The 12,189-nt window shown below is 61.7% G+C and carries 8 protein-coding genes; 5 read left to right on the forward strand and 3 right to left on the reverse strand.

Features of this window, described 5'->3' with window-relative positions:
* Nucleotides 1-18: 18 nt before the first annotated feature.
* From RAM80_RS11890 to RAM80_RS11900, 3 genes are all read right to left on the reverse strand, one after another.
* Nucleotides 19-864 carry a cache domain-containing protein gene (locus RAM80_RS11890; RefSeq protein ID WP_416426698.1) on the reverse strand — a complete coding sequence of 282 codons (846 nt, stop codon included), beginning with the start codon at nt 862-864 and terminating at the stop codon, nt 19-21.
* Nucleotides 865-912: 48 nt separating this feature from the next.
* Nucleotides 913-1,797 (reverse strand): DMT family transporter, encoded by an 885-nt coding sequence (locus RAM80_RS11895; RefSeq protein WP_416426700.1) that lies wholly within the window; start codon nt 1,795-1,797, stop codon nt 913-915.
* A 138-nt stretch (nt 1,798-1,935) separates the two neighbouring features.
* Nucleotides 1,936-2,568 carry a TetR family transcriptional regulator gene (locus RAM80_RS11900; protein WP_416426702.1) on the reverse strand — a complete coding sequence of 211 codons (633 nt, stop codon included), beginning with the start codon at nt 2,566-2,568 and terminating at the stop codon, nt 1,936-1,938.
* Nucleotides 2,569-2,815: 247 nt separating this feature from the next.
* Here RAM80_RS11900 and RAM80_RS11905 point away from each other — a divergent pair, with 247 nt between their 5' ends.
* From RAM80_RS11905 to RAM80_RS11925, 5 genes are all read left to right on the forward strand, one after another.
* A complete protein-coding gene (locus tag RAM80_RS11905; protein ID WP_416426704.1) occupies nt 2,816-3,967 on the forward strand; it encodes an efflux RND transporter periplasmic adaptor subunit in 1,152 nt (383 codons plus the stop codon).
* Nucleotides 3,968-3,970: 3 nt separating this feature from the next.
* Nucleotides 3,971-7,144, forward strand: a complete 3,174-nt coding sequence (locus RAM80_RS11910) for an efflux RND transporter permease subunit (protein WP_416426705.1) — start codon at nt 3,971-3,973, stop codon at nt 7,142-7,144.
* Nucleotides 7,141-8,598, forward strand: coding sequence for an AdeC/AdeK/OprM family multidrug efflux complex outer membrane factor (gene adeC / locus RAM80_RS11915; RefSeq protein ID WP_416426706.1), 1,458 nt, complete (start codon nt 7,141-7,143; stop codon nt 8,596-8,598). Before RAM80_RS11910 ends, adeC begins: the two co-directional genes overlap by 4 nt.
* A gap of 467 nt (nt 8,599-9,065) precedes the next feature.
* Nucleotides 9,066-10,328, forward strand: coding sequence for an OprD family porin (locus RAM80_RS11920; protein ID WP_416426707.1), 1,263 nt, complete (start codon nt 9,066-9,068; stop codon nt 10,326-10,328).
* Between the two features lie 570 nt (nt 10,329-10,898).
* The gene (locus RAM80_RS11925; protein WP_416421961.1) at nt 10,899-12,149 is read left to right on the forward strand and encodes an IS256 family transposase; all 1,251 of its coding nucleotides are present in this window, start codon (nt 10,899-10,901) and stop codon (nt 12,147-12,149) included.
* Nucleotides 12,150-12,189: the final 40 nt, after the last annotated feature.

Consider the following 12,189-nt stretch of genomic DNA (forward strand, 5'->3'; position numbering starts at 1 on the left):
TCGCGTACGGCAGCAACATCACCGGCTGTAGTAACCCACCGCAACCATCACCAGCCCCACCTTGCGCACATACACGTGCTTGTCTTCGACATGGCTGGTCACCGGGTTGCGCCAGCGGTAGTCATATTCGCCGCTGTCCTGCTTGGCCATCAGCGCCAGGATCGGCTCGCCCACCGGCTTGCCGTCGGGGTCGCGCACGGTGGTGAAGTCCACGCCCACCAGCCGCTGGTTGGTGCCGTGGGCCACGTAGCGGTGGCTGTTGAGGTCGACGACGAACACGTACAGGTCATCCTGCAGGAAGCCACCTTTGAGGTTGTTGATGTCCTGCACGGTCTGTTTCTGGTCGCTCTTGATGGCGGCCACGGCCTTGTCCAGCAGGGCCTGGGCCTGTTGCGGCGAGGCGCGCGGCAGGTAGTAGCCCACGGCAAGGATGCGGTTGCCGATGCGCTGGTAGAACACGCGCTTGCGCTCCACGCGGCCGTCCTGCCAGTTCTGCCATTTGTATTCGGTCTGCTGGATGCCGTTGGCCTCGGGGATGTTCACCGCCTGCTTGAACGCCTGCTGCAGGTCGGGGCCGATGACGTCATTGACGTTGCGCCCGATCAGCGCCGCCGACGGGCCACCGCTGGCAAGCATCACGCCTTGGGTGTCGACCACGAACACGTAGCGGTCGCCGTCGATGAACTGCCCCTGGCGGCTGAACGCGGCGAAGGCCTTGTCGCCGTTGTCGTGGTAATAGGCCAGGGCTTTTTCCAGCAGCGCCTTGGCGGCTGCCGCCTCCCTGGCATCGTCGTTGCCCGCGGCCAGCGCCAGCGGCGACAGCACCGCCAACAGCACCAGCAGCCAGCGCCTGAAATCCTTCATGGGCCACACCTCTTGTTGTTGTAATTCCAACAGAGCGTAGCCGCCGATTCAGCGTTTGCGTTGTGCCCAGGCCACCGCCAGGCCACTCAGGCAAATGACCGCGATGCCGGTCAGCGCCCAACTGTCGGGGGTGTGGTCGAAGATCAGGAAGCCATACATGCCGGCGAACAGGATCTGCCCATAGCTGAACGGCGCCAGCATGGCCGGCGGTGCGTGGCGAAACGCCTGGGTCAGCAACAGGTGGCCGAGCATGCCGCAGGTGCCCAGGCCGATCATGAACAGCGCGTGCAGCCAATCGGGGCGCACCCAGAAGAACGGCAATAAAGCTGACATGATCAGCGTGTTGAATATGCCAGCCAGGAAGTTGCTGGTGGTGGGGCTGTCGATATCACTGAGCTTGCGCGTAATCAGCTGATAGAAGCCGAAACACAGCGCTGAACCGAGCGGGTAGAGAATGGCCGGGGTAAACAGGTCTCCCCCCGGCCGCACCACGATCAATACCCCGATAAACCCCGTGAGCACCGCGCCCCATTGGCTGCGGGTAACTCGCTCGCCCAATATCACCACGGACAAGGCAGTGACCAGCAAGGGCGCGAGGAAGTTGACCGAAGTGGCCTCGGCCAACGGGATATACCGCAGGCCAGTGGTAAACAGCAGGCTGGTACCAATAAGGCACAAGGCGCGGACCAATTGCAGCCCCGGGCGCTTGGTACGAATAACGCTGGAAAGGCCAGTGCGTGGCACAAATACCACCAGCATCAATAAGGTATGAACCAGATAACGCGCCCATACCACCATGACAATGGGGTAGATACCGGAGAGGAATTTCGACAAGGCGTCGTGGCTGGCAAACAGTAGTGTCGCGAGGCAGATCAGGCCGATGCCCTTGAGGGGCTGGTCATTGCGGTCCAGCAGGTTGGTCTGCGAAGTCATTCACACGCTCGGCGCCAAAACAGAAAATACTTAGCCGGCTAACTATCCAAACCCAGGTTGAACGTGGATAATGGCACACAGCCAATAATTATTAATTCTGCTATCAGCTTATACGTTGATACAACTGGAATCACACTTTCATTTGCGCAGCGCCGGGCTCAGGCGCAGCATATCGAAACATGCGTCAACCCATTTTTCGGCCTGCTGATTCAGGTCAAAACTATCTGGCACCAACAACCACTGCCCCAGCATGCCGTCAATATAGGCATGCAAGACCACCGCGGCGCGAGCGGTATCCAGGTCTTCGGGCAACTGCCCGCGGTTGACCGCGTTGCGCAGGGACAAATCGATACGCACGTTGCAGTCCAGGCTGGCAGCTTGACGCTGGCGCCGAATGTCACACATCTCGTCGGTGAACTCGCATTTATGGAACATGATCTCGTTGATGCGCCGCGTGCTGGGGTCCAGCGCCACTTGCTGGAACAAATGCACCAGCAACTTGTGCATGCAGCCCAACGGGTCGAGTTCCTCTTCACTCTCACTGGCCCGCGCCAGTTCGTCCAACGGTTCATGGAGGGAATCGAGCATCGCCTGCACCAGGTCAGCCTTGTTGCTGAAATGCCAGTAGATGGCACCGCGGGTCACGCCCGCCAGCGCCGCGATGTCGGCCAGGGTGGTGCGCGCCACGCCACGCTCGTAGAAAGCGTTCTGGGCAGCTTCCAGAATCTGGTTCCGCGTCTCCTGGGCTTCCTCTTTAGTACGTCGGACCATGGCAGTAAAAACCTCTTTCGGGGGCCCCGCTGTGTTCGGCAGTCGGGGTCGGGACGGTGCGGCGTTTGTGTGCCTGCTACCGCGCTTGCTGAATCGTACCCGTAAGGCGTTTTCAGGGACCTTCGGGTGTTTACAAACAACCATGAATGTAAGTATATTCGTTAGTAAGCTACTAATCTAGTAGCACCTCTTTTTTGCCATTCCACTATTCTTGAGCATTCACAGTGCTCCTGACCCGAGGATCTTCATGCAATTCAAGCCAGCTGTTACCGCTCTGGTTTCCGCCGTCGCCCTGGCCACTTTGCTCAGCGGCTGTAAAAAGGAAGAGGCGGCCCCCGCCCCACAAACTCCTCAGGTCGGCGTCGTAACCCTGCAACCACAAGCCTACACACTGACCTCCGAACTGCCGGGCCGCACCACTGCCTTCCGTGTGGCTGAAGTCCGTCCTCAGGTCAATGGCATCATTCTCAAGCGCCTGTTCACCGAAGGCTCGGACGTCAAGGCCGGCCAGCAGCTGTACCAGATCGACCCGTCGGTGTACGAGGCCACCCTGGCCAGCGCCCAGGCCACCCTGCAGGCATCCAAGTCGCTGGCTGATCGCTACAAGCAGCTGATCAACGAGCAGGCCGTGAGCCGCCAGGAATACGACAACGCCCGTTCCACGCAATTGCAGAACGAAGCGGCGCTGATGACTGCGCAGATCAACATGAAGTACACCAAGGTCTACGCACCGATCACCGGCCGCATCGGCCGTTCGGGCGTGACCGAGGGCGCCCTGGTCACCAGCGGCCAGACCGACGCCATGGCGACCATCCAGCAGTTGGACCCAATCTACGTTGACGTGACCCAGTCTTCGGCGGAGATTCTGAAGTTGCGCCGCGAACTGGCCAGCGGCGCCCTGCAGAAGGCCGGTGACAACGCCGCCAAGGTCAAGCTGACCCTGGAAGACGGCAGCACTTACGCCCAGGAAGGCAAGCTGGAGTTCTCGGAAGTGTCGGTCGACGAAACCACCGGTTCCGTCACCCTGCGCGCCGTGTTCGCCAACCCAGACCACACCCTGCTGCCGGGCATGTTCGTGCACGCCCAGCTGGAAGCCGGCGTTGCCGCCCAGGCCATCCTGGCGCCGCAACAAGGCGTGACCCGCGACCTGAAAGGCACCCCGACCGCACTGGTGGTGAATGCCGACAACAAGGTCGAGCTGCGTGAGCTGAAAGCCAGCCGCACCGTCGGCACCCAGTGGCTGGTGGAAGATGGCCTGAAGGCCGGTGACCGCGTGATCACCGAAGGCCTGCAGTACGTCAAGCCAGGCATCGAGGTCAAGGCGACCGAAGCGACCAACGTCAAACCTGCGAACCCTGCCCCCGCCACCAATGCGTCCGCAGGCGGCAAAGGGGAGTAAACCATGTCGAAATTCTTTATCGACCGTCCGATTTTCGCCTGGGTAATTGCCCTGGTGATCATGCTGGTCGGTGCTCTATCGATCCTCAGCCTGCCGATCAACCAGTACCCGGCGATCGCGCCACCGGCCATCGCCATCCAGGTAACCTACCCAGGCGCCTCTGCACAGACCGTGCAGGACACCGTGGTGCAGGTAATCGAGCAACAGCTCAACGGTATCGACAACCTGCGGTATGTCGCCTCGGAAAGTAACTCCGACGGCAGCATGACCATTACCGCCACCTTCAACCAGGGCACCAACCCTGACATCGCCCAGGTCCAGGTGCAGAACAAGCTGAACCTGGCGACCCCGCTGCTGCCGCAAGAAGTGCAGCAACAGGGTATCCGCGTGACCAAGGCGGTGAAGAACTTCCTGATGGTGGTGGGCCTGGTGTCCACCGACAACAGCATGACCAAGGACGACCTGAGTAACTACATCGTCTCCAACATGCAGGACCCCATCTCGCGTACCTCGGGCGTGGGTGACTTCCAGGTGTTCGGTGCCCAGTACGCCATGCGTATCTGGCTCGACCCGGCCAAGCTGAACAAGTACCAACTGACCCCGGGCGACGTCTCCACCGCCATCTCGGCGCAGAACGTGCAGGTGTCCTCCGGCCAGCTGGGCGGCCTGCCTGCGGTAGCCGGCCAGGAGCTGAACGCCACCATCATCGGCAAGACCCGCCTGCAGACGGCCGAGCAGTTCCGCAACATCTTCCTGAAGGTCAACACCGACGGTTCCCAAGTGCGCGTAGGCGATGTCGCCGAAGTAGGCCTGGGCGGTGAGAACTACAGTATCGATGCGCAGTTCAACGGTGCTCCGGCCTCCGGCCTGGCCATCAAGCTGGCCACCGGCGCCAACGCCCTGGACACTGCCAAGGCAATCCGCCAGACCATCGCCGACCTGGAACCCTTCTTCCCGCCTGGCGTGAAGGCCGTGTTCCCGTACGACACCACCCCAGTGGTCACCACCTCGATTCATAACGTGGTGGAAACCCTGGTCGAGGCGATCATCCTCGTGTTCCTGGTGATGTACCTGTTCCTGCAGAACTTCCGCGCCACCATCATCACCACGATGACAGTGCCCGTGGTACTGCTGGGTACCTTCGGTATCCTGGCCGCCGCAGGCTTCACCATCAACACCCTGACCATGTTCGGCATGGTGCTGGCGATCGGCCTATTGGTGGACGACGCCATCGTGGTGGTGGAAAACGTGGAGCGGGTGATGGCCGAGGAAGGCCTGTCACCCAAAGAAGCCACGAAGAAATCCATGGGCCAGATCCAGGGCGCCCTGGTGGGTATCGCCATGGTGCTGTCGGCGGTACTGCTGCCGATGGCGTTCTTCGGCGGCTCCACCGGCGTGATCTACCGTCAGTTCTCCATCACCATCGTCTCGGCCATGGCCCTGTCGGTAATGGTCGCGCTGATCTTCACCCCGGCGCTGTGCGCCACCATGCTCGCGCCCATCAAGAAGGGCGAGGATCACCACAAGCACGGTCGTTTCTTCAACTGGTTCAACCGTACCTTCGACAGCGGCGTGCAGAAGTACGAAGCTGGCGTGGGCCACGTGCTGCGCCGCAAAGTGCCGTACCTGCTGGCCTACGTGCTGATCGTGGTGGGCATGGCGTGGCTGTTCACGCGCATCCCTACCTCGTTCCTGCCGGAAGAAGACCAGGGCGTGATCTTTGCCCAGGTGCAGACCCCGCCAGGCTCCACCGCCCAGCGCACGCAGACGGTCATCGACGACATGCGCAAGTACCTGCTGGACGACGAGAAAGGCGCGGTAAGCTCGGTGTTCACCGTGAACGGCTTCAACTTCGCCGGCCGCGGCCAGAGCTCGGGCATGGCCTTCATCATGCTCAAGCCGTGGGACGAGCGTAACGCCGACAACACCGCTGCCGCACTGTCGGCCCGTGCCCAACAGCACTTCTTCAGCCTGCGCGACGCGATGGTGTTCGCCTTCGTACCGCCTGCGGTACTGGAGCTGGGTAACGCCACCGGCTTCGACATTTACCTGCAGGACCGTGCCGGCATCGGCCACGACAAGCTGATGGAAGCGCGCAACCAGTTCCTGGGCATGGCCGCGCAAAGCAAGATCCTCACGCAGACCCGTCCTAACGGCCTGAACGACGAGCCCCAGTTCCAGCTGGAAATCGACGACGAACGCGCCAGCGCCCAGGGCGTGACCATCGCCGACATCAACACCACCCTGTCGGTGGCGTTGGGTGGCAGCTACGTCAACGACTTCATCGACCGCGGTCGGGTGAAGAAGGTGTACGTGCAGGGCCAGCCGAACTCGCGCATGAACCCTGAAGACCTGAACAAGTGGTACGTGCGCAACAGCGCCGGCACCATGGTGCCGTTCTCGGCCTTCGCCAGCGGCAAGTGGATCTACGGCTCGCCGAAACTGGCCCGCTACAACGGCGTGGAAGGTATCGAGATCCTCGGTTCGCCAGCGCCTGGCTACAGTACCGGTGAGGCCATGGCCGAAGTGGAACGCATTGCCGCCAAGCTGCCCAAAGGCGTGGGCCTGTCCTGGACCGGCCTGAGCTACGAGGAACGCCTGTCGGGTTCCCAGGCACCGGCGCTGTACGCCATTTCCATGCTGATGGTGTTCCTCTGCCTGGCAGCCTTGTATGAAAGCTGGTCGATCCCGATCGCGGTCATCCTGGTGGTGCCGCTGGGTATCATCGGTGCGCTGCTGGCCACCAGCCTGCGCGGCCTGTCCAACGACGTGTACTTCCAGGTGGGCCTGTTGACCACGGTGGGCCTGGCGGCGAAGAACGCCATTCTGATCGTCGAGTTCGCCAAGGAACTGCATGAGCAGGGCCGCAGCTACACCGAAGCGGCCATCGAGGCTTGCCGGATGCGTCTGCGCCCGATCATCATGACGTCCCTGGCGTTCATCCTGGGTGTTGTGCCACTGGCCATCTCCCACGGCGCCGGCTCGGGCAGCCAGCACGCCATCGGTACCGGCGTGATCGGCGGCATGATCACGGCCACTACCCTGGCGCTGTTCTGGGTACCGCTGTTCTTCGTGTCGGTGTCAGCGCTGTTCGGTGACAAGCGCAAGAAGGATGAGCACGCGTCGCACGAGTCGATCGAATCGACCCAAACCCCACGTAACGAGGCTGGGCAATGAGCAAGTCCCTAGTGTCCATCGCGGTCGCCGCGGCCATCCTCAGCGGCTGCTCGCTGATTCCGGATTACAAGCAGCCGGCCGCGCCTGTGCCGGCCCAGTACCCGCAAGGGCAGGCGTATTCGCCTGCCCAGGCAGCCAGCATGGCCGCCGCCGAGCAGGGCTGGCAGCAGTTCTTCCACGACCAGGCGTTGCAGCAGTTGATCCAGGAATCGCTGGTCAACAACCGTGACCTGAAAGTGGCGATCCTCAACGTGCAGGCCTACCAGGCGCAGTACCGCATCCAGCGTGCGGACCTGTTCCCGGCGGTCAGCGCCAACGCCACCGGCACCCGCGCCCGCACCCCGGCCGACCTGAGCTCTACCGGCAAGGTCGCGGTGGGTGGCGAGTACACCGCCAACCTGGGTATCAGCTCGTACGAGCTGGACCTCTGGGGCCGCGTGCGCAGCCTCAGCCAGCAGGCGCTGGAAACCTACCTGTCCAGCGAGGAAGCGCGTCGCTCCACGCAGATCAGCCTGGTGGCCAGCGTGGCCAACGCCTACTACACCTGGCAGGCCGACCAGAACCTGCTGAAGCTGACCCAGGAAACCCTCAAGGCCTACGAGGAAAGCTACCGGCTGACCTCGCGCAGCAGCGAAGTGGGCGTGTCCTCGGCGCTGGACCTGGCCCAGGCGCGCACCTCGGTGGAAACTGCCAAGGTCAGCCTGAGCAAGTACCAACGCCAGGTGGCCCAGGACGAAAACGCCCTGGTGCTGCTGCTCGGCGGCCCGCTGCCGGCCAACCTGGCCAAGCCGCAGCCGCTCGACGGCGACCTGCTGACCGAAGTGCCGGCCGGCCTGCCGTCCGACCTGCTGCAGCGGCGCCCGGACATCCTTGAAGCCGAGCACGCCCTGAAGGCCGCCAACGCCAACATCGGCGCGGCCCGCGCGGCGTTCTTCCCAAGCATCACCCTGACCGCCTCGGCGGGTAGCGCCAGCTCGCAGCTGGGCAACCTGTTCAAGGGTGGCCAGGGCGCCTGGACCTTCGCGCCTTCGATCAACCTGCCGATCTTCAACGCCGGCAGCCTGAAGGCCAGCCTGGACTACGCGAAGATCCAGAAGGACATCAACGTCGCCAACTACGAAAAATCCATCCAGACCGCCTTCCAGGAAGTCTCCGATGGCCTGGCGGCGCGCAAGACCTTCAAGGAACAACTGCAGGCGCAGAAAGACCTGGTGCAAGCCAACCAGGACTACTACCGCCTGGCAGAGCGCCGCTACCGCATCGGCGTGGACAGCAACCTGACCTTCCTGGACGCCCAGCGCTCGCTGTTCAGCGCCCAGCAGTCGGCCATCAGCGACCGCCTGTCGCAGCTGACCAGCGAGGTCAACCTGTACAAGGCGCTGGGTGGTGGCTGGTACCAGCAGACCGGCGATGCCCAGGCCAAGCAGGACCAGGCTGAAGCACCGAAAAGCTGATAGCTGCCCCGCAACACCCGAAGCCCGCCCTCCCCGGCGGGCTTTCTCATGCCCCCCACGTAGCAGCGGCCAAAGGCCGCGTCCAAGGCGCGCCAAAGATGTACGATAACTGATGAATTTCTGTCAATTTTGTCAGAATCAATGTTATAAAACACATGCGCTAACAAAAATGAAGGGGGTTGTGCGGAACTAACAAGTTAGTTAGTGTTCGTTTATCGCCCCGTTTCAGGTGCGACAGATTGATTCACCCCTTGCGACCAAGCACCATCCGCTCAACAGGACCGGTGAAGGAATCGCCAGATCCCGAACACAAAAAACACAATAACAACAGGTAAAGCCACCATGCACACCCTCTCTCCGCTTTCCAGCTGACCCACCCGCAACGCCAGAACTGCATGAATCACGACGACTTGAACAACCGTCGCGACGGCCCCCTGTTGCCAATAATTAGAGAGACCAGAACAATAATGAAAGCCATCACTCGCTCGTCCTACGCTCACAGTCTGATCGCCCTGGCCATCGCCGGCTCTTCCCTGCCCGTGATGGCAGACGACACCGGTGGCTTCGTGGAAGACGCTAAGGTCAACCTGACCCTGCGCAACTTCTACTTCGGCCGCAACTTCACCGACGACAAGGCCCCACAAGGCACCCAGGCCGAGTGGACGCAAAACTTCATCCTCGATGCCAAGTCCGGCTTCACCCAGGGCGTGGTCGGCTTCGGCGTCGATGTGTTGGGCCTGTACTCGCAGAAACTCGACGGCGGTGGCGGCACCAGCGGCACCCAGCTGCTGCCCCTGGACAGCAGCGGCAAGGCGGTCGACAACTTCGGGCGCCTGGGCGTGGCAGTGAAGGCCAAGATCTCCAACACCGAACTGAAAGTGGGCGAGTGGATGCCGGTGCTGCCGATCCTGCGCTCGGACGACGGTCGTTCGCTGCCACAGACCTTCCGCGGCGCGCAGATCACCTCCAAGGAAATCACCAACCTGACCCTGTACGGTGGCCAGTTCCGCGACAACAGCCCGCGCAACGACGCAAGCATGCTGCCCATGCAGCTGACCGGCAACACCAGCCACGAGTCCGATCGCTTCAACTTCGCCGGTGCCGAGTACACCTTCAACGACAAGCGCACCCTGGTAGGCGCCTGGTACTCGCAACTGGAAGACATCTACAAGCAGCAATACCTGCAACTGATCCACTCGCAGCCGGTAGGCGCCTGGACCCTGGGGGCCAACCTGGGCTACTTCCACGGCTCCGATGACGGCAGCGCGCTGGACGGCAAGCTGGACAACAACACCTACTCGGCCATGCTCTCGGCCAAGTATGGCGGCAGCACCTTCTACGTCGGCCTGCAAAAACTGACCGGCGACAGCAACTGGATGCGCGTCAACGGCACCAGCGGCGGCACCCTGGCGAACGACAGCTACAACTCCAGCTATGACAACGCCCAGGAACGGTCCTGGCAGCTGCGCCATGACTACAACTTCGCCGCCGTCGGCGTCCCGGGCCTGACCCTGATGAACCGCTACATCCACGGTGACAACATCCACACCGCGACCATCGACGGTGGCAGCGAGTGGGGCCGCGAATCGGAAATCGCCTACACCTTCCAGGAAGGCACCCTGAAAGACCTGAACCTGCGGTGGCGCAACTCGACCATGCGTCGTGACTATGGCACCAGCCAGTTCAACGAGAACCGCGTGATCGTGTCGTACCCGATCAGCATCCTGTAACTCCCGCCGCAACTGCGTCGCCGCTGCCGTCAGGCTGCGGCGACGTTGCGTTTCTGCCCTTCCCCCACATCTCCCCCGCCGCCGACCTGCCGTTGACCTGCCGTTGACCTGCTTTGGCTTTTGCTTTGGCTTTTGATCTGGCTTTTGATCTAGCTTTTGATCTAGCTTTTGATCTAGCTTTTGATCTGGCTTTTGATCTGGCTCTTGATCTTGATTGTATGCCCCGTAAAGCGCCAGGGCCGACTGGAGGCGTCGCTCAACGGGCTGCCCGAAGGGCCGAGGCCGCAGGCCGAAGAGACGGTAACCCGCAGGCTTCTATAGCGGGTGCCGTCTGCCCGTTGAGCGGCGCCGGAAGGAGGGGACCCGTAGCGCAGCGGAGGGCCCAAGCAGGGGCAAGCCTTTTTTGCTTACTTTTTGTGGCGTTTGACAAAAAGTGAGTCGCCGTAAGGGCGAAACGGTCGGTGGTATCCCCGCGAAAATGGATATGTTCGAAATCGCCGAAGCGGGATTCGAAGGGAGTGTCAGAAATTTTGTGTTCGGGCATAACATGAGTAAGAGGTGCATGCATGCATGCCAACCAAAAAGAAAACCCCGCTCCGCGAGCTACCAAAAATCCCGAAAGAGCTGCTGGAGCAGTTCGCTGACGGGCCAATGACGGCCGAAGCTATCGAGGATGCCTCTGCGGCGTTCAAGAAGGCCCTGATTGAACGAGCTTTGAGTGCCGAACTCGGCCATCACTTGGGCTATCCGCCGGGCGCGCAGCGCCCAGAGGATGAAACCAATCACCGTAACGGCAAAACCGGCAAGACGGTCTTGACCGGTGATGGGCCCATCCGACTGGAAATCCCGCGCGACCGGGACGGCACTTTCGCCCCCATTCTGATTCCCAAGCACGAGCGCCGTTACACCGGTTTCGACGACAAGATCATCGCCATGTATGCCCGTGGCATGACGGTCAGGGAAATCCGTGCGTTTCTCTCCGAGCAATACGGCACGGACGTTTCGCCTGACTTCATCAGCTCGGTAACCGACGAGGTGATGGCTGAGATCGGTGCGTGGCAACAGCGGCCCCTGGAGCCTATGTACCCGGTTATTTTCTTCGATGCGCTGCGGGTCAAAATCCGCGAAGAAGGACTGGTTCGCAACAAGGCGGTCTACCTTGCGCTGGGTGTTTTGCCTGACGGAACCCGCGATATCCTGGGTATCTGGATCGAGACGACCGAGGGCGCCAAGTTCTGGATGAAGGTCTTCAACGACCTCAAGACGCGGGGCGTGGAAGATGTGCTGATCGCCGTCACCGACGGGCTCAAGGGCATGCCAGAAGCGCTGGCGGCGGTTTATCCGCAGACGACGCTGCAGACCTGCATCGTCCACTTGATCCGCAACAGCCTGGATTACGTGGCCTGGGACAAGCGACGCGAGTTGACCAAGGCGCTCAAACCCATCTACCAGGCGCTGAACGCCGAGGTAGCTGAGCAGGCGCTGAACGACTTTGAAGCCGGCCCTTGGGGCAAGCAACACCCCACCGTGGTTGCAGCCTGGCGGCGGGCGTGGGACCGGGTCATCCCGTTCTTCGTGTTCCCACCAGCCATACGGAAGGTGATCTACACCACCAACGCCATCGAGAGCATAAACTCCCAGCTGCGCAAGATTATCAAGACACGAAGCCACTTCCCTACGGACGAGGCGGCGACGAAGCTTATCTGGCTGGGGTTGCGAAATATCACGGCAAACTGGGGCAATGCGGCTCAGGATTGGAAGAGTGCGATGAATCAATTCGCGATTCTGTACGGTGATCGGTTTATCAGGCCGACCTGGTAAGAGCACGGCCTGCCTGACGGCAGGCCGTTACCGGCTCGTA

Source organism: Pseudomonas sp. App30, assembly GCF_047947025.1.
GTDB lineage: Bacteria > Pseudomonadota > Gammaproteobacteria > Pseudomonadales > Pseudomonadaceae > Aquipseudomonas.

Excerpts from the sequence above, each read along its gene's own strand:
- RAM80_RS11920 (WP_416426707.1), top strand. The coding sequence starts at position 9,066 with ATGAAAGCCATCACTCGCTCGTCCTACGCTCACAGTCTGATCGCCCTG.
- adeC (WP_416426706.1), top strand. The coding sequence starts at position 7,141 with ATGAGCAAGTCCCTAGTGTCCATCGCGGTCGCCGCGGCCATCCTCAGC.
- RAM80_RS11910 (WP_416426705.1), top strand. The coding sequence starts at position 3,971 with ATGTCGAAATTCTTTATCGACCGTCCGATTTTCGCCTGGGTAATTGCC.
- RAM80_RS11905 (WP_416426704.1), top strand. The coding sequence starts at position 2,816 with ATGCAATTCAAGCCAGCTGTTACCGCTCTGGTTTCCGCCGTCGCCCTG.
- RAM80_RS11925 (WP_416421961.1), top strand. The coding sequence starts at position 10,899 with ATGCCAACCAAAAAGAAAACCCCGCTCCGCGAGCTACCAAAAATCCCG.
- RAM80_RS11900 (WP_416426702.1), bottom strand. The coding sequence starts at position 2,568 with ATGGTCCGACGTACTAAAGAGGAAGCCCAGGAGACGCGGAACCAGATT.
- RAM80_RS11890 (WP_416426698.1), bottom strand. The coding sequence starts at position 864 with ATGAAGGATTTCAGGCGCTGGCTGCTGGTGCTGTTGGCGGTGCTGTCG.
- RAM80_RS11895 (WP_416426700.1), bottom strand. The coding sequence starts at position 1,797 with ATGACTTCGCAGACCAACCTGCTGGACCGCAATGACCAGCCCCTCAAG.